General features: G+C 59.0%; 15 protein-coding genes. 6 read left to right on the top strand and 9 right to left on the bottom strand.

The window, feature by feature from the left end:
- Positions 1–4: 4 nt before the first annotated feature.
- The 3 genes from YU3_RS0119955 to YU3_RS0119945 all read left to right on the top strand — a co-directional run bounded on the left by YU3_RS0119955 (position 5) and on the right by YU3_RS0119945 (position 3,265).
- Complete coding sequence (locus YU3_RS0119955; RefSeq protein ID WP_027167911.1) at positions 5–1,330, top strand: ABC transporter substrate-binding protein; 1,326 nt, start codon at positions 5–7, stop codon at positions 1,328–1,330.
- A gap of 101 nt (positions 1,331–1,431) precedes the next feature.
- Entirely contained in the window at positions 1,432–2,370 is a 939-nt protein-coding gene (locus YU3_RS0119950; protein ID WP_027167910.1) for a sugar ABC transporter permease, read from the top strand.
- A 1-nt stretch (position 2,371) separates the two neighbouring features.
- Positions 2,372–3,265 (top strand): carbohydrate ABC transporter permease, encoded by an 894-nt coding sequence (locus YU3_RS0119945; RefSeq protein ID WP_027167909.1) that lies wholly within the window; start codon positions 2,372–2,374, stop codon positions 3,263–3,265.
- Between the two features lie 747 nt (positions 3,266–4,012).
- On the opposite strand, the gene YU3_RS0119940 is transcribed toward YU3_RS0119945, so the two are convergent.
- From YU3_RS0119940 to YU3_RS0119905, 8 genes are all read right to left on the bottom strand, one after another.
- Positions 4,013–4,351, bottom strand: a complete 339-nt coding sequence (locus tag YU3_RS0119940; RefSeq protein ID WP_027167908.1) for a hypothetical protein — start codon at positions 4,349–4,351, stop codon at positions 4,013–4,015.
- 18 nt (positions 4,352–4,369) lie between these two features.
- The gene (locus YU3_RS0119935) at positions 4,370–4,930 is read right to left on the bottom strand and encodes an ATP-binding protein (protein WP_027167907.1); all 561 of its coding nucleotides are present in this window, start codon (positions 4,928–4,930) and stop codon (positions 4,370–4,372) included.
- A 2-nt stretch (positions 4,931–4,932) separates the two neighbouring features.
- Positions 4,933–7,299 (bottom strand): SpoIIE family protein phosphatase, encoded by a 2,367-nt coding sequence (locus tag YU3_RS0119930; protein ID WP_027167906.1) that lies wholly within the window; start codon positions 7,297–7,299, stop codon positions 4,933–4,935.
- Positions 7,296–8,474, bottom strand: a complete 1,179-nt coding sequence (locus YU3_RS0119925; RefSeq protein ID WP_027167905.1) for a class I SAM-dependent methyltransferase — start codon at positions 8,472–8,474, stop codon at positions 7,296–7,298. Before YU3_RS0119925 ends, YU3_RS0119930 begins: the two co-directional genes overlap by 4 nt.
- Positions 8,471–8,998 carry a ubiquinone biosynthesis methyltransferase UbiE gene (locus tag YU3_RS0119920; RefSeq protein ID WP_245273567.1) on the bottom strand — a complete coding sequence of 176 codons (528 nt, stop codon included), beginning with the start codon at positions 8,996–8,998 and terminating at the stop codon, positions 8,471–8,473. The genes YU3_RS0119925 and YU3_RS0119920 overlap by 4 nt, the downstream gene beginning before the upstream one ends.
- A 160-nt stretch (positions 8,999–9,158) precedes the next feature.
- Positions 9,159–10,808 carry an EAL domain-containing protein gene (locus YU3_RS0119915; protein ID WP_036258983.1) on the bottom strand — a complete coding sequence of 550 codons (1,650 nt, stop codon included), beginning with the start codon at positions 10,806–10,808 and terminating at the stop codon, positions 9,159–9,161.
- Between the two features lie 372 nt (positions 10,809–11,180).
- Positions 11,181–11,795 carry an RNA ligase family protein gene (locus tag YU3_RS0119910; protein WP_027167902.1) on the bottom strand — a complete coding sequence of 205 codons (615 nt, stop codon included), beginning with the start codon at positions 11,793–11,795 and terminating at the stop codon, positions 11,181–11,183.
- Positions 11,796–12,333: 538 nt separating this feature from the next.
- Positions 12,334–13,491, bottom strand: coding sequence for a helix-turn-helix domain-containing protein (locus YU3_RS0119905; protein WP_027167901.1), 1,158 nt, complete (start codon positions 13,489–13,491; stop codon positions 12,334–12,336).
- 204 nt (positions 13,492–13,695) lie between these two features.
- Between YU3_RS0119905 and YU3_RS40690 the strand changes: the two genes are divergently transcribed.
- From YU3_RS40690 to YU3_RS41305, 3 genes are all read left to right on the top strand, one after another.
- Positions 13,696–13,974 carry a hypothetical protein gene (locus YU3_RS40690; protein WP_156913527.1) on the top strand — a complete coding sequence of 93 codons (279 nt, stop codon included), beginning with the start codon at positions 13,696–13,698 and terminating at the stop codon, positions 13,972–13,974.
- A 402-nt stretch (positions 13,975–14,376) separates the two neighbouring features.
- Complete coding sequence (locus YU3_RS41715; RefSeq protein WP_051333999.1) at positions 14,377–14,760, top strand: PhzF family phenazine biosynthesis protein; 384 nt, start codon at positions 14,377–14,379, stop codon at positions 14,758–14,760.
- Between the two features lie 284 nt (positions 14,761–15,044).
- Complete coding sequence (locus YU3_RS41305) at positions 15,045–15,260, top strand: epoxide hydrolase N-terminal domain-containing protein (protein WP_027167900.1); 216 nt, start codon at positions 15,045–15,047, stop codon at positions 15,258–15,260.
- Positions 15,261–16,018: 758 nt separating this feature from the next.
- Here YU3_RS41305 and YU3_RS0119885 read toward each other — a convergent pair.
- Positions 16,019–16,981 carry an AraC family transcriptional regulator gene (locus tag YU3_RS0119885; RefSeq protein WP_027167899.1) on the bottom strand — a complete coding sequence of 321 codons (963 nt, stop codon included), beginning with the start codon at positions 16,979–16,981 and terminating at the stop codon, positions 16,019–16,021.
- Positions 16,982–17,191: the final 210 nt, after the last annotated feature.

The following is a 17,191-nucleotide window of genomic DNA, read 5'->3' as shown; positions in this document are numbered from 1 at the left end:
GAGCATGAAGTTCACCAGACGCGACGTGATCCGCACGACCGCCGGCGCGGCCGCCGGAGCCTTGGGCAGCCGCTTCGTCGGCTCGAGCGCCTTCGCCCAGGAGGGCCTGACCTACAAGCCCGAGGAAGGTGCCAAGCTCAGGCTGCTGCGCTGGTCGCCTTTCGTGCAGGGCGACGAGGACCAGTGGCTCAAAAATACCAAGCGCTTCACCGAAGCGACGGGCGTCGATGTGCGCGTCGACAAGGAGAGCTGGGAAGACATCCGGCCCAAGGCGGCAGTCGCGGCCAATGTCGGCTCGGGCCCCGATCTGATGCTTGTCTGGTTCGACGACCCGCACCAGTATCCCGACAAGCTGCTCGACGTGACGGAACTGGGCGACTATCTCGGCAAGAAGTATGGCGGCTGGCACGACGGTCCGAAACAGTATGCGACGCGCGAGGGCAAATTCCTCGGCCTGCCGCTCGCCACCATCGGCAACGCCATCGTCTATCGCGAAAGCTGGGTGAAGGAAGCAGGCTTCTCGGAATTCCCGAAGGACACGGCCGGATTCCTGGAGCTTTGCAAGGCGCTCAAGGCGAAAGGGCATCCGGCCGGCTTCACGCATGGCCACGGCGTCGGCGACGGTAACAATTACGCGCATTGGCTGCTGTGGAGCCATGGCGGCCAGATGGTCGATGAGAAAGGCAAGGTGACGATCAACAGCCCTGAGACGCTGAAGGCGATCCATTATGCGCAGGAGCTCTACAAGACCTTCATCCCAGGCACCGAAAGCTGGCTCGACGTCAACAACAACCGCGCCTTCCTGGCCGGCGAAGTGAGCGTGATCGCAAACGGCATCTCGGTCTACAACACAGCCAAGGTCAACAAGGACAAGGATCCGAAGCTGACCGAAATCGCCAAGGACATGCGGACGACCAACATGCCGATCGGTCCGGTCGGAAAGTCGGTCGAGCTGTACCAGGTGACCACGGCCGTCATCTTCAACTACACGCCCTATCCCAACGCCGCCAAAGCCTATTTGCAGTTCATGTTCGAGGATCCGCAAATGTCGGACTGGATCACCTCCTCGGCCGCCTATTGCTGCCAGACGCTGAAGGCCTTCGACAACAATCCGGTGTGGAAAGCCGATCCGAACAACGCCCCTTACGCGAAGGCGTCGGCGACGCTGCGGCCCAACGGCTATGCGGGGCCGCTCGGCTATGCCTCGGCCGCGACCATGGCCGACTACGTGCTGGTTGACATGTTCGCCAAGGCGGTGACGGGCCAGGCCACGCCTCAGGAAGCTATGGAAGAGGCCGAAAAGCGGGCCAACCGCTATTATCGCGTCTGATCCTGTCGGGCACCTGAAGCAGGGTGGCCGCGATGTCTTCCGGGCTACGGAAGAAAAGCGGTCACCCAACGTTCCACCGTCTCTCGCAGGGAGTCCGCGCCATGGCCGTGCCGTCCGTTGCCGTTCAGCGGCGTCCGTCGATCCTGTCGCGCCTGGCCGAGAGCCGCAACACGCTTGGCCTCGGCTTCATGCTGCCGGCGGCGGCGCTGCTCCTGGTGTTCCTGACCTATCCGCTCGGCCTCGGCGTCTGGCTCGGCTTCACCGACACCCGCATCGGCCGCCCCGGCATCTATATCGGTATCGAGAACTATGAATATCTTTGGAGCGACAGCGTGTTCTGGCTGTCGGTCTTCAACACCCTGCTCTACACGGTCAGCGCCTCGATTCTGAAATTCGTGCTCGGCCTCTGGCTGGCTCTCATCCTCAACGAAAAACTGCCCTTCAAGTCGTTCTTCCGCGCGGTGGTGCTGCTGCCCTGGGTGGTGCCCACGGTGTTGTCGGCCATCGCCTTCTGGTGGATCTACGATTCGCAGTTCTCGATCTTGTCCTGGGCGCTGCAGCAGATGGGCCTGATCGACCACCGGATCAACTTCCTCGGCGATCCAACGAATGCGCGCGCCTCGGTCATCGCGGCCAATGTCTGGCGCGGCATTCCTTTCGTCGCGATCACGCTGCTTGCCGGGCTGCAGACGATTCCCCAATCGCTCTATGAGGCCGCCACGCTCGACGGCGCCAGCCGATGGCAGCTGTTCCGCCATGTGACGCTGCCGCTGCTGACGCCGATCATCGCCATCACCATGACCTTCTCGGTGCTGTTCACCTTCACCGACTTCCAGCTGATTTACGTGCTGACCCGAGGCGGGCCGGTGAATGCCACCCACCTGATGGCGACATTGTCCTTCCAGCGCGGCATTTCCGGAGGGCAGCTCGGCGAAGGCGCGGCCATTGCTGTCGCCATGATCCCCTTCCTGCTGGCGGCGATCCTGTTCAGCTATTTCGGCCTGCAACGGCGCAAATGGCAGCAAGGCGGCGGAGACTGACATGACCGCGAGCAAGCAAGTCGAGCGCCCGAACACCGACGAAGGCGGCATGGGCTACCTGCAGAGCCTGCCGCGCCGGGTGGTTACGGTCTATCTGCCGCTTTTGGTGTTCGTCGTCGTGCTGCTGTTTCCGTTTTACTGGATGACGATCACGGCGGTTAAACCGAATGCCGAGATGACCGACTATGCGAACTACAATCCGCTCTGGGTCGTGCATCCGACCTTCCAGCATATACGCTATCTGCTCTTCGAGACGTCCTATCCCGGCTGGCTGCTCAATACGGTCATCATTTCGACCGCAGCCACGTTCCTGTCGCTGGTGTGCGCCGTTCTTGCCGCCTATGCGATCGAAAGACTGAGGTTTTCGGGGGCGCGCCAAGTCGGCCTCGCCGTGTTCCTTGCCTATCTCGTGCCGCCCTCGATCCTGTTCATCCCGCTATCGCTGATGGTTTTCAAGCTCGGCCTGTATGACACGCCGTTCGCGCTGATCCTCACCTACCCGACCTTCCTGATCCCGTTCTGCACCTGGCTCTTGATGGGCTATTTCCGTTCTATCCCTTTCGAGCTGGAGGAATGCGCGCTGATCGACGGCGCGAGCCGCTGGCAGATCCTGACCAAGATCGTACTGCCGCTGTCGGTGCCGGGCCTGATCTCGGCTGGCATCTTCGCCTTCACCCTATCCTGGAACGAGTTCATCTACGCGTTGACCTTCATTCAATCGTCGGAAAAGAAGACGGTGCCAGTCGGCGTGCTCACTGAACTGGTTCGCTCCGATGTCTATGAGTGGGGCGCGCTTATGGCAGGCGCGCTGATCGGGTCGTTGCCGGTGGTTGTGCTCTATTCATTCTTTGTCGAGCACTATGTTTCCTCAATGACCGGCGCGGTAAAGGAATAATGTTGTGCGGCCGAACCTTGGCACCCGGGAATACATGATGCCGTCGTCGCCGGGCAACAACGCCGAAACCTCAACACTGCCCTTGATTGCAATGCGCTGAAGCGTTGGACAGGCCGGTTCCGCAGGCCGGGCATCGATAAGCTGCCGCTAGGCACGCGGTAGCCGTTGCGTCTTATTCCGACCCCACGTCGGCACATTGTTCAGGTTCAAGAGCGGCTCCTGCCGCGGATAGGCAGCGCACTACCTCCCATAGCGTCTCAGGGGCTTCGGCAGCCAGAACATTGTCTTCATCAACGCTCAATCGCCTCCTCTGACACCCCTGACCCGCGATGGCTGTGTTTGCAAGACGAGACAAGCCGACCTGTTGAATGTCCGCCACCCGCCAGCCTGCCCGAAAGTGCCAAGACCGCGCCGAATTGATTTCATCGTGCTTCCTGGGAACGTTTCAACACATCTGGCCGTGTCATTAGTGGGTTCAGGGGAAAGATGAAACCGCGGTTGTCGCCCAGGCTCAGGTCAAGGTCGAGGAGATATCCAGCCTGCGTGCCGACATGACGGCTGAGGTCCGCTTCCCTCCTACAAGCAGCGCACGACGCTGGGCGTTACCCATATCTCCGCGGACGTGGCCGCCCATGCGAGCGGCACCCAACGGTCGGGCGTCAAGCTTTGCCTTCGAATTCAATTGGCGGCTTATCGCCGCATCAAACAACTGACGATTGAAGGGGCATTGACGTCGGGACAAACCTGTCAGTCCATCAACAGCAGCAAGGCAGGATGCAGCTTCTTCAGATTCGGCAATGATTTCGATTGCCAAGGGATGTCGGGCGTTCCACGCACGACGAGCCGAACATCGGGATGCTTGCGCACCTCGATGGTAAATTTCGCCAGCAGGTTGATGCCGGAAGAGTTGAGAAAGTGTAGGTCCTTCAAATTGAGCGTAATGGAAGAAGGATTCGAGGCAAGAACGCTGATTGCCAAAGCCGTGATGGGCGCACCGGCCTCGGAGCTGGCAAGCCGCATTGCGCCGTCGAAAAATATGTCGCTTCCTTCAGTCCACACGCGGTAGTCGTCGGTCTTGATTTCCATAGCTCCTCGTCGATTTATTTAATTGTGAATTTGCGAGATCGGAATGGAGGCATATGTCTCCACGCAAATCCGATCGCTTTCGTCGGCGGCGCTGAATATCCAGGCCAGGCGCGCGCCATAGTCGCTCATCAACGTCAGCAATCCGAGCCCGGAGCCTCCCTCGTCGGGGTTCGCGGCATTCGCCTCAATCCGTTGTATCAGCAGGTCCATGGGGTCGCCAACCGTGATGTCCGCCAGGAGGCTTTGGAACTGAGAGGCGTTTTCACCGTCAACGTCATTCGACACCTTGAGCTTGAAGCACTCCGAATCCATCGACGCCTCGATCACGATCTCGCCCGGTGCGCGAAACTTGACCGCATTTTCGATGAGCTCGTTGACCAGATACCCGATGCTATGCCGCACCTCCATGTAGTCATTGCGAGAGGACTGAAAGCGCAACGCGAAAAGATCGGCGATGAAGTCCGAGGTCGTGGCACAATGACGCCAACTCAAGTCGAGAGGTCCATCGAACAGCCGCACGCGACTGACACTCTCCTTCATCCCGATTGCAATGTCAGGGGTACCGAACAGCGCTGTCATTTTTATATGTGCCTTATGATCACGAGGGTGATGTCGTCGTGGATCTTCTGGATTCCGATATGAGCCATCAGATCCTCGAGGATCCCGGTCTTGATTTCCTCGGCACTCCTGCCGTGATGCTTTTGCACGCTCCGGCAGAGGCGATCGAACCCGAACAGTCTTCTATCCTCGTCCTCCGCTTCGGTCACACCGTCGGTATGCAACACGATCACGTCGCCGCTTTCGAACACGATCTCACGCGTGTCAATGAACTGCGAGATGTCATTCTCCAGGCCAACCGGCAGACCCAGATCAAGCGTATCGATTCTTTCGACATTCCCATCCGCGCGCGCGACGAGAACGTCCTCATGCTGGCCGGATAGCGTCACCCGCCCATCCTCAAAGTCAAGAAAGGATAGCGACAGATGCTTATTGGTGTTCGTCCGCTCGATGTTTTTATAGATCGCTCTGTTCAGCCGAACCAGAAACTGGTGGGGATCCGCTTCGTGGGTCTCCTGCAGCGCGCGTGCAACGGATTGGACCATCAGCATCAGCACGCCGCTCTCGAGACCATGACCGGTCACGTCGCCGATGCCGATCTTGACCCGTGAGCCGTTCTGCAGGACGTCGTAGTAGTCCCCGCCGACCTCGTCGGCAGGCCGCATGTAGGCCGCGATCTCCAGCCCTGGAATTGATTCGAGTTCGAATGGTTTCGGCAGGACCATCATCTGAATCCGCCGGGCAACCGCGAGCTCGGCTCCGAGACGGACGTTCTCATCCCGCAGCTTTTCGTTGAGCGCGGAAATCTCCTCATTTGCATCCCCGAGCTCCCTGGTCCGTTCGTCGACGAGTTGCTCGAGGTTTTCCGTGTGAAAGCTGATCTGCTCAGCCATGCGATTGAAGGCGATCCCTGCCGCTCCAACCTCGTCGCGGGCTGGAATGCTCACGCGCACTGAATAGTCTTTGGACTGGAGCCTCTGAGCGGCGCTGGCGAGTGCCCTGAGGCCAGCGGTGATGCGCTTCGAAATACCGAGCACTGCCGCAAAGACAATCAGAAGCGAAACGACGATCGCGGCGATCTGAAAGAGCAGGATGCGGTTGGTTGCCCGCGAAATACTCTGCTGCGCGGCGAACAGGGACGCATAGATCTCACGTTCGGGAACGACGATCCCGACCGACATCGCCTCGGACTTGATGGGCCCCGAACTCCACAGATTGGTCGGCTTCAACCTCTTGAGGACGACAATGTAGGGTACGCGTTCACCCTTGGCGTCGAGCATGATGTGCTGGATGACGCCGTCATTGTTTTGGTCGAGAGGCAGCGATGCGACAGCCGGCTGCGTGCTTGCCCGCAGGGACCTCTCCAAGCCGGTAACACCCTGCGTGGCCGCATCGCTTGATGACGTCAGGCCGATGATCGCCTGGCCGGACGGATTGATCGCCACGACGTTGCCAGTCGACATTGTGAGGAAGCCGAACCCGGTTTCGGCGATCTTCACCCTTTCGACGACTTCCGAGAGCTGATCGAGCGTGATGTCTGCCCCTGCCGTACCGGCGATACCGGTGCGATCACGCGTCCACAGCGGGTGGAAAAAGCTGACGATCAGCTTTCCCGTGATTGCATCGGTGTAAGGCGCTGTCTGAGTAATGTCGTCGTGGACCGGACGTGAGGCCGGATCCCTGGCCCATTGCTGCCATGAACCATAGATTCCCGGAAAGAAGAACTCCCAGAACTCCGCCTTGTTGTGGCCCGGATAGAGCTTGTCGAAGGTCTGTGCCTGGTCCGTGTACGGTACCGTCCTGAAAATCGGCCGTTCCTTTGGACCAATATAATACATCTGCAGCTTGGACGACCCGCTGGCCATGAGAGTCGGCGCGACGAGATCGATCACAGTACTGTCTTCAATTTCCTGCTGAACGCTCGGCAGAGGATTGTGGTCGGCGCCCAACAGGTAGCCCCAGACGCTTACCACGGAAGGCGCGCCCGGCAGGTTCTGTGCCCAATCGCCTTGCGCGTCGTAGACGAGCTTTACGGAGCCGGGCGCCTCCTGCGAAAGGGTCGCTCCGACCTGTTGCCGCCTCCTCGGATCGTCGATCTGGGCCTGCAGCACGCCTGCCAGCGCCTTGACGTCCCCGTGCACTCGATCGAGCAACAAGTCGACACTTGTCGCCGTCGACTCGGCATAGGACCGAATGTATTCCTGGTTCGCGGTCGTCAGGCCCTCACCGACTTCCGATGTGGCATCGCGCGACAGCTTTTGAACGTTCCAGAGCGCCAGGCCACCGCTCAGCAGGAGGTCGAACAGCACGGCGCCGCCGACCACCAATACGAATTTGGCTCGAAAGGAACGCAAGCCGAAGCGCGGTGTACGCTCATCGTCGGCTTTCATTGCGGCCGTCGCCCCGATGCGACCCAAATTGGCCAACCCGCATAACCCTTGGGGTGGAGCGCGGCGAAAATGTGGTCCTGGAAGCCCTGCCGGAACCGTGCGACGAACTCAGGTCCGTCGCCGCGTCTGGTCGCCATCTCGCCCGCATAGACATCCGCCCAGGCCGCAATGACATCCGCGAAATCCTGCGGATCGCCGTCCAGGTTAGTGACCATGAAGGTCTCCACACGTATATCTTCGAATCCGGCTTCGATCAGGTATCGCCGGCTCTTGGGCCCAAGCTCGACGTCCATCTCGAAATGCCCGAACAGCTTTGCCACCTCGTTGTATGTCCAACGGATGCTTTCGGCGCGCGGCTCGCCGAGGCAATGCGAATTCTTCTCGTTAGTAATGTAGACTCGACCGCCTGGCTTGCATATGCGGTAGAGTTCCTTGAGGATCAGTTCGGGTCGATTGAAGATTTGCAGGGAATGCCGGCAGGTCACCAGGTCAAACTGCGCTTCGTCGAGTAGCATTTCCGACGCATCGCCATAGGTATATTCAATGCCCCGGATATCGAACTCCCGCATCACTCGCCGAGCATAATCCAGGCTTGATATGGAGTGGTCGAGGGCGACGATCCGCGATGGCTGAAACTCCTTTTGCACGAGCACGGCGAAATCACCGATCCCGCAACAGATGTCGGCCATGACCATCCCGGCCCTCATGCCGTGTCGCGGCAAGATTGCGCGCTCGTGGCGCCATGTCATTTTTGTCTGCGTGCGCAGGATTGGGACGAACCTGCCTTCTTCGAGGAAGCCCTGCCCCGGATAGAATTGGCTGTCATACTCCTCGATCGTGATGTTCGGTTCGATTCCGCTCAAGCGACCGAATTTTCGCGAGGTCCATCCGACGACGCTTGACGTGATGACGACAAATTTGAGCTCGGGTCGAGCACGGCAGGCGTCAATGATGATCCTTGAAAAAGCGTGAAATGCAGCGTTGTTCATCTGCGTGAGGCGTCTGACATTAACGTAGAGAACGCCGCGCACACGGCCGATCGCATCACGAAGCAACGCTATGCTGGGTCCAAGCTCATCGATCCCCTGAGGCCGGACCACCCCCGATATGGAGAACTCCTGGTTGTTCGCGTCGTATTGCGCCTTGAAGCGCGGGAGAAGGTCGTAAGGGCTCAATGTTGCAGGCCTTCAAGCGGTAGGTCCACGACAAGCTTGATCGCACCGCCGTCGGCTTCCTCGACCCTGAGTGTCGCGTTGTAGTCGACGGCGAGCTCCAAGAGTGCGACTTCTCGGCTGGGCGCGAGATCCCCAGACACAGAATTAAGATATCGCTCACTGGCCTCGAACCCCGCGACTTGCGACACGGCTTCTTCGTAGAACTGGCGCTCTTCTGGCACGCAAGGAAACTTCAACTCGATCCTGTCCGTGGCGCCGTGGCGAGACACCCTGCATGCCAGTTCGCCGTCGGCATGGCGCGTACGAAAGGCGATTTCCAGCAATTCGTTGAAGGCAGAGGAAAAGAGATTTGAATGCCGGACCGAGTCTGACCTGTTTTGACTGACCATCCGGGCCATGTATGTCGAGACATAATCGCAGTGTCTCCAAGCGGAGACGAAAGTTTTGATTTCCATGTCGATCTGGATCATAGGCTCAAAAGTCGGCCCGCCGGCCAAGTCATGATGAACAGGTCCCATCGGCATCCTCCCTTGTTTCATCCCTGGTGGGGCGATGACTTCCGAGGCGGAAAATTTCACCGCGCTCCGCCATGACTCAGTCTCGCACCGAATCGAAAAATTGCGCGGCAACTCCCTCGATCGCTTCTACGAAGCTCCATTTCACAGTTGCAGAGGATGCAAGGCGTCAGACCGCCCGATTTGATTCCTCCATCGTTCGCCTTGCCTTCGGCGGGGACCGCCTGACGAAATCGCTGGTTGCCTCGGCTCCGAGCGGCCGTCCCAGGTAATGACCCTGCAGGCAATCGCAATTCTCCTTGATCAGCCACCGTACCTGTGCCGACGTCTCGACCCCCTCGGCGGTGACGCTTATTCCTAAACCGTGCGCTAGATTGATGATCGATCGCACGATCGCCTGGCTTTTGAGGTCCGTGTCCAAGTCCGTGATGAAGTATTGATCTATCTTCAAGGTGTCGAATGGAAAATTCTTTAGATAACTCAACGATGAATAATATGTTCCAAAGTCGTCGAGCGAAATACGTATTCCCAAAACATTCAAAGTATTTAACGTATCGATATTGTCGATGGTCTTCTCAAGAAGAACCGTTTCGGTTATCTCAAGCTCAAGCCTGTCAGCTCGGATTCCAACTGCGTCGATGACCTGAGCGACCGTGTCTGTCAGCGAACCATTCAGGAACTGAGCCGGCGACAGGTTGACGGCGACTGTCAGCGAGGAAGGCCACGTCAACGCCTGGCGACAGGCTTGATCGAGCACCCATCGTCCAATCTCGTCCATAAGACCGTCGGCCTCGGCGACGGGTATGAACACGCTGGGCGGAATGATCCCGACCTCGGGGTGCCGCCACCGTAGCAGCGCTTCGAACCCGATCACCGACGATGGTGGCCGAATGAGCGGCTGATACTCAAGATAGAGTTCGCCCCGCTCTAGCGCGGTTCGAAGGCTACGCCTCAGATTCTCGCGTTGCTCGAGCAAGAGCAGCATCGAACGGTTGAACGTTCGAGCGCAACCTCGTCCATCCGTCTTGGCTGCATAAAGAGCTATGTCGGCGGCTTTCATCAGCTGCTCGCCGTCGGTCCCATGCTCCGGACCGAATGCAATTCCGATACTCGAGCCAACAAAGACGGGAATGCCGTTGATGACGAACGGCTCCTTGAACGCGTCGACCAGCGATCTGGAAAGACGTTCGGCTCCCGCGGGCTGCTCCTTGCCCAATTGGATAACAGCGAACTCATCTCCGGCGTACCGGTAGGCAGATTCGCCGTCCTGCAGCGCCTCGCGGATTCGACCTGCCGCGAGCTGCAGAAGCGTGTCGCCTGCTCCATGGCCGAGCGTGTCGTTGACTGATTTGAAATCATCAAGGTCGATTTGCAGCAGGGCAGCTTTCGGCTTTGGTCCGCCAATGGCCGCCAGCGCTTGCTGCAGCCGCTCGCCGAATCGCCGCCGATTCTGCAGTCCGGTCAGCACGTCGTGCGTCGCCTGATGGAGCAGGATTACGTGCTCCTGCTCCTCAGCTGCGCTCCGTGCGCCGTGCTCCCTCGTTTCTCTGATACCAACACCATTTGCAGTGCCGAAGACGAAAACGGACCGAGGCGCTTCGTCCGGTTGTCGCGGCAAGTCGATGCTTGTCGGAGAGCCGCCGTGGAACACCCGAAGAAATTCGTCGCGACAGCGCGAATCGAGGAAGCTCGGATAGATCTCCCAAATGGCGGCACCCTGAGCCACCGCGCCACCATATATGGCTTTGAGCCTGGCTGCGCAGTGCGTCAGCCGGAAGTCGCGATTATAGAACGACAAAAGTTCGGTCGTGTTCGCCAAAAGGTCAGTGAGAAGCGCGTCGGCGGCGTGTGCAGCGTCAGAAGCAGGCCCCTCGCTCCCCTTGCCGGCGCCTGATGCCTTTGGATGCAAGTGCCACCTCCATAGGCGGTGCCGACGGGCGTCCCCCAGTTCAAAAATAGCATAACCGTCAAGCTTGGCAAACTTTCAGCTAGCATTCTTAACAAGCGCCGTGTGCAGCGTAGCCGCGATGCATGCTCCGCTGTGGCCGGCGGTCGTTTATCCACACGATAAGCGGCCATTAATTGTTAAGAAATTGCTAATTTGCAGATAATTGCTGCGGGCGTCGGCGTGATTCGAAATATTACGGCAAACGGGGCGGGAGCGGCGTTCGCAGCCGCGCAGCACTGTCGCCTAGCAATTTGAAATCGGCTTGCTCGAATATCTGGCCTTCAGCCATGTTTTAGACGGTCCGCTTCTGTAGCGGCTGTCGGCGCGTTTCGAGATGACGCCATTAAGCCCGGTTTTCTCGATGGCGCGAAAGATCGCCAGCGCGTCGCCCTCAAAATGCTCACTGTATTGGATCTTGTCGAGTCCAGGCTCAACCAATTGCCGCAGCGCTTGCTTGCGCTGCAGCAAGGGCAACGGGGCAAGGTTGCGACCGTCGAGATGGAGGATGTCAAACGCGACGAACATCAGCCGGCTCGGCTCGTTCCATATCGCGGCTTCCAGTTCAGGGGAATCGCGCGTACCCCGCACGCCTGACACAATCACCTCGCCGTCGAGAATGGCCGCCTGGCAGGGCAGATCGGTCGCCAGGGCGATGGGCCAGTATTTTGTCGTCCAGTCCCTGCCGTTCTTATTGTAGAGACGTACGCCGCCCTTGCCGATGATGATCTGCGTCCGGTAGCCGTCGAGCTTGGCCTCGTGAACCCACCCCTCATTTTGGGGCGGCTGCTCGACAAGCGTTGGCATCTGCGGCGGAATGAACTCCAGCCGATCGCCGTCGACCTTGGCACGCTTACCCAACTACGCCACCATCTTTGACGGACAGCGGTGACGCGAGCGGCACAGGCGGTCCGATATCCCCAACTTGGATACCTGCCCCGCCTGTGCCGAGCCCCCACTAAGCCATCGAGCCCCCACTAAGCCATTCTGCGACGGAACGAACACCAGGCGGCCGCCCCCGGCCTTGGCGCGCTAACTCAATTACGCCACCACCTTTGACGGATAGCGGTGGCGCGATCGGCACAGGCGGTGAGATATTCCCCCCAACTTCGAAACCTGCCGCCTGTGCCGAGCCCCCGCCAGGTCATCGCGAACATCTACGAGTAGTGTCGCATTGTCGTTAGCTGCGCATCCAAATACTTATCCAGGCGTACATATCTCGATATCGGCGCGGCATCACTTTGTGCCGTCTCCGAGGCCCCGAGCTACTTTGGATTGCCGCCGGTCCGCACGTTCCCATACCCCTGTTGCGGCATTGGCACCTGGCAAGCCAAGAGCATTCCATCTGGCATCTTACGAACGGAAGTGTCGCCGATCTCAACCGCCGACGACGCCTCCTTCAGCTTCTAAGCGCCTTGAGCCAAGCTTCAAAGGAAGAGGCCCTCTCGCGGTCGCCAGGGGAAACAGAGGGGGCTGGGCGCGGCAATACCATCGTCCTGCGGCCCTCGCGGGGACTGTAACCGAATTCCTTGCTGAACGCTCGGCTGAAGTTTGCCGCTGAACTGAACCCGGAGGCTTCCGCAATTTCAACAATACGTCGGCTGTCCGCCGGATTGCTAAGCGCAAGATGGGCGGCCAACAGCCGGCGACTTTGAATGTAATGGAGGACACCACCGCTTGGTTCAAACAACTGATAAAGGCGAGATCGCGAAACGCCGAGCGCCCGGCACATTGAATCCGGTGTCAGATGAGCCGCGTCCAGATTGTTTTGGACGTATCGACGCGCTCGCTCCATGAGCGCGACACCCGCCAGTTGTTCGGCCGCCGCGGCATGTTCGGCCGGAGGCGCAAGGCAGGCAATGATCATGCTGCGTGTTGCGTGTACGATGCGGGGCAGATCTTCCTCCGTGAGATCGCGCAATCTTGTTACGATGCTGTTGATGTAATCGATCAATAGGTTAGCGAAGTTGCCGGACAGAATTGAGTTGTTGTCCGCGTCGAGGGTCCCGGCCGCATCGGCGAACAAATCGCGTGGCAAATAGACAAAGAGGCTTTCGGATTCCGTTGCCCTGCCGCGAAACGGGTAGCCAAGCGATCTGATCTCCAGTTTGCCAGGCTGGCCCTCCGCGACGCGGCCATCGACCTCCGTCCATGACCGGCCGGTATGTGGCAAGACGACATACCAGTGATCGATCGAGCTGGACCGTAGCTTCGCGGCAGAACGCAAATAACTGTGCGCGGGCGCGCGCTGTTGAACGATCAGCATGCCACCGAGGTTCCAAGCCGTGTGATCGGCACGAAAGCCGTCATCCAGCGATTTGTTATCCGGCAACTTAACCTCAACAAGCGGTGACATATGCGCTTGCCAAGCGGTGAACTGATCCTCTGGCGGCAGTTTGACCGTTGAAAAGGTCAACGGTTCCAGCGCCGGCGCGAGAGGTGGAGCGGATTCACCGCCAGGTTGAACCTCGCGCGGCCAGCGACGTCGCTCACGCTCCGGCGATTGCCCGGCATGCGCCTCGTGTTGCTTTTTAGCGTCCAACGCGCGTGGTGCCATATCCGAATCCGGTATGCCCATGCCCTCGCAATCATGTGGTGTATCCCGGGCATCTGGCAAGCCTGTAGACCGCATCGGCGATCACGCTGGATTACAGTAAGAAATGCATCCCGAGATAAGTTTCTGGATGCGCGGCTAACGACACTCCTCGGACTGCTGTCTATAGATTCCGACATCGTGAAAGCGTGGTTGAGGAGACTGGAAATGGCCGAAAGGCTCAAAGGAGAAGCTCGCCGCAAGATAATTCTTGATGGGTACGCTAATAATGAACCATTGAAAGACATTGCGGCAAAGCTCGGATGCTCTCTGGCGAGTCTGAAAGTCAGCGCCAGCAAACTTGGCTGCACCAGAACCCCACAAGAGGCGGCGAATTTTCGGCGCGGCTTTTGTATACCAGAAAACAAGCGGCGAGATTATTACCAATTGATGACTGCCGGGCAATACAGGTCTCGCGAGTGCGCACAGATGTTGGGATTACTGTGACAACGCTATCGCCGGGTATGAAGTAATATTACTAGAAAGCTGTGGACAATATCGCTCAAGCCTCGGTGGCAAAGGCCTGCCGCAAAGCACGAGCGGCAGGCCCTTGAAGGGTCGCTCAAATGCTGCGTCGGCGTTCAATCGCACCTGTCTTAGCCAACTCGATCTGGCTGTTTGCGAACGTGTGTTCAATCGGGTCTGCGCGGACGAACAGCTCGATCCTTTGAATCAGGACGCCGAAATTTTAGCAGGGATGCCTCCGCTTCAGTAACGGCTTGGCTAAATCCGATGGGAGAAGCGCGTGATCCGGCGGGACGAATAGGCCGCTGGCTAAGAATATACGCTGCTGCTAACGGCTCACCTCCCACAATTCGAGCAACGGGCGCAACGGATGCCGATAGCGCAATGATCCACTCAGACCTAACTATCCTGCGACCGCTGGACCTCTTCGCGCAGCTGGGCCTGGCGCGAGAGGACATTCGCGCCGAACCGGCGCCGCGGATCGCCGACACGGGAGTAGCGCACCTGCTGGTTCATTTGCGCGATGCAGCGGCGGTCGATCGTGCCGAACCCGCCAGCAAGGGCCTCCTCAAGTTGCTCGGCGCCGTGTTTGCTGAGGGTTGCTATGTGTATGCCCTGGATGTCTCCGCACCACATCGCGCTTATGCGCGCTTCTTCAACCCCACGGTAGGCTTATGGGAGGATGCAGCAACCGGCACGGCGGCCGGCCCCCTCGGTGCTTACCTTGCGAGCGAAGGCTTGATCTTGGGCTTCATCGAGATCGAATAGGGCACCAAAATGGGGAGGCGCAGCATCCTACAGGTCAACCTGGCCCCGGAGCCGGAGATCTCTGGCGCCGGAGTGATCGTGATGCGCGGAAGACTGTCCATCTGAACTGCAATTGACAACGAAAAACTGGGTCTGGCGCGAGCATGCGTCCTCGCCCGTGCCCCCATTCAGCTTCCACACATCGGAATCATGGTCTTTATCGCCGCAAATTCGGCCGGGGGCATTTCGCTGCTGACCGCTATCGCCAGTACACCGCAATCGCACGACCTCAGGAGAAAGGCCAAATGCTCTCTATTGAACCCTACAAGATTCCGATCAGCGACGCAGCAATTGCCGATCTGAAAGACCGTCTCGGCCAGGCGCGCTGGCCGGAGGCGATCACCCACAATTGGTCGCGGGGTCAGCCAATCGAGCTCATCATGCAGCTGACCGAACAGTGGCGGAACGAATACGATTGGCGCGAACACGAGCGCGAGCTCAACCGCTACCCCAGTTCATGACGCAGATCGACGGTCAGCCCATTCATTTCATCCATGTCAAATCGCCGGCGCCCAATGCGCTGTCGTTGATCCTCAGCCACGGTTGGCCGGGCAGTTCCGTCGAATTCCTCGACCTCATAGGGCGGCTGAGCATCCGAAGGCGCATGGACTCGACGAGTCGATCGCGTTCGATCTCGTCATTCCATCATTGCCGGGTTTCGGCTTGTCGAGCCCGATGACCTCGTCCGGCTGAGACAGCGCAAAAACGGCCAAAGCCTGGGACACCCTGATGAAAGGGCTCGGTTACGAGCGCTACGGCGCGCATGGTGGTGACGCCGGCGCCCTTGTCGGGCGCGAGCTCGGCATTCTGGCACCGGAGGATGTTAGGAAAAGAAGCTAAATCAAACAGTTAGGAACTAGTGGGACAGCAAAGCATTCAAATCTGCTCCAATGTTTTTCGATGTTCTTGTCCCACCTACCACGCTGCATTTCGCCCGATGAACGCCTCACTCGCCCTATCTCACGAAGAAGGATCGTGACGGTGTATCAGTCCCTCATTGGAAAGTCGCGGTCGCACCATTAACGACGTTCTTCGACGCGCAAGGAGCGTCTCGATTGGGGCCGCAAGCAGACTGTCCACTACTGGATGGCAACATCGCGAAAGCAGTTGTCGCCCTGTGATCAAGCCAAAACTCGACGACAGTTCGTATCTCGTCCAAACTGAGCACTCCTGTCCAAGTCGCCGTTCCCAGACCTTCCAGATGCTGGCTTGGTCGAGTTCAATCGGCCACTTCTGCTTCCAGCACGCCTCCTTGCCTTCGGCCACCGTCAGACCGGCGGACCGCTCGGTAACGGCCAGGCGATAGACCATGATGTCGATGGAACAGCTTCGAAAATGCTGACGCGGTCTCATAGCCGACACGGGTCGCAATCCGAGCAATCCCCTCGTCGCTTGTTTCGAGCAGAAAAGCGGCCTCCGACATCCGGCGTGCGATCAGATAGCGATACATGGACTCCCCGACCAGCTTGGTGAAGCGGGCCGAAAACGCAGAACGACCAAGTCCCACGCTTTGCCCGAGCTCGCCAAGTGTCCAGGGCCGATCCGGTCGTTCGTGGATCAACTGAAGTGCCGGTCCTATGTGCGGGTCCGCCATCGCCCCCAGCCAACCGCCTTCCCCGGGGCCGAGCGATTTGATCCAGCTTCGCAACACCTCGATGAAGAGCACTTCCGTCAGTCGTGAGAGTGCAACGCCTTGGCCAGGACGCGCGTGCGCCGCCTCGCTCACCATGCGTTGCAGAATCGCCTCAAGCCATCCTCCGTCTTCGGTCGGCTTCAGGAGAAGCAGGGGCGGAAGCAACTCCAAAACACTACCGCGCGAGGGCCGTGCCACAGTGAAATTACCACAGATCATCGTCGCGTGCGTCTGCTCGCTGCCTCCGTGGCGAACGAGCCCAAGACGCCCGTCTAGTCGGTCGATGTGGAGAATCGGTAACGGCTCGATCCGGCTATCCGAGTAGAGCACATGGGGCTCGCCACGTGTGACGACAACAAAGTCGCCCTCGGTCAGGTGGAGTTCTCGTCCACTTTCGAGCGCGAGGGTAGCCGAGCCACTGCTGAGATAGTGGAACAGGGCGTAGGGGCGCTTTGCCAACGCAAGATTCCAGGGATGGCCGAGCTCGAAGTGGAACAGCAAGGTTCCGCCCAGGCGAACGCGATCGAGCACTTCAGCGAGGATGTCCATCGTCCCGATGTTAGTGCGACGGACGGTCAGACACAATATTCGGACGATTGAGGCCTAACGTCCAAATGCTCCACGTATTAGTTGATCGCAAGTCGAGTCAACAGGTCGCGCGGCAACCATCACCCGAACGGCAGATGGGAGAACCGCGACTTGCCGACACGCCTACCCTTCCCCGGACCCGCGTCGTCCGTCATCTTAACAGGAGTAACC

The organism is Mesorhizobium sp. WSM3224 (genome assembly GCF_000427725.1).
Lineage (GTDB): Bacteria > Pseudomonadota > Alphaproteobacteria > Rhizobiales > Rhizobiaceae > Mesorhizobium.
Note: the sequence above shows the minus strand (reverse complement) of the source record. Positions and strands in the feature narration are given on the sequence as shown.

Bases quoted from the DNA above. Each gene is read 5' to 3' on its own strand.
- YU3_RS0119920 (WP_245273567.1), bottom strand. From the start codon at position 8,998: ATGCCGATGGGACCTGTTCATCATGACTTGGCCGGCGGGCCGACTTTT.
- YU3_RS0119885 (WP_027167899.1), bottom strand. From the start codon at position 16,981: ATGGACATCCTCGCTGAAGTGCTCGATCGCGTTCGCCTGGGCGGAACC.
- YU3_RS40690 (WP_156913527.1), top strand. From the start codon at position 13,696: ATGGCCGAAAGGCTCAAAGGAGAAGCTCGCCGCAAGATAATTCTTGAT.
- YU3_RS0119940 (WP_027167908.1), bottom strand. From the start codon at position 4,351: ATGGAAATCAAGACCGACGACTACCGCGTGTGGACTGAAGGAAGCGAC.
- YU3_RS0119930 (WP_027167906.1), bottom strand. From the start codon at position 7,299: ATGAAAGCCGACGATGAGCGTACACCGCGCTTCGGCTTGCGTTCCTTT.
- YU3_RS0119955 (WP_027167911.1), top strand. From the start codon at position 5: ATGAAGTTCACCAGACGCGACGTGATCCGCACGACCGCCGGCGCGGCC.
- YU3_RS0119950 (WP_027167910.1), top strand. From the start codon at position 1,432: ATGGCCGTGCCGTCCGTTGCCGTTCAGCGGCGTCCGTCGATCCTGTCG.
- YU3_RS0119945 (WP_027167909.1), top strand. From the start codon at position 2,372: ATGACCGCGAGCAAGCAAGTCGAGCGCCCGAACACCGACGAAGGCGGC.
- YU3_RS41715 (WP_051333999.1), top strand. From the start codon at position 14,377: ATGATCCACTCAGACCTAACTATCCTGCGACCGCTGGACCTCTTCGCG.
- YU3_RS41305 (WP_027167900.1), top strand. From the start codon at position 15,045: ATGCTCTCTATTGAACCCTACAAGATTCCGATCAGCGACGCAGCAATT.
- YU3_RS0119905 (WP_027167901.1), bottom strand. From the start codon at position 13,491: ATGGCACCACGCGCGTTGGACGCTAAAAAGCAACACGAGGCGCATGCC.
- YU3_RS0119935 (WP_027167907.1), bottom strand. From the start codon at position 4,930: ATGACAGCGCTGTTCGGTACCCCTGACATTGCAATCGGGATGAAGGAG.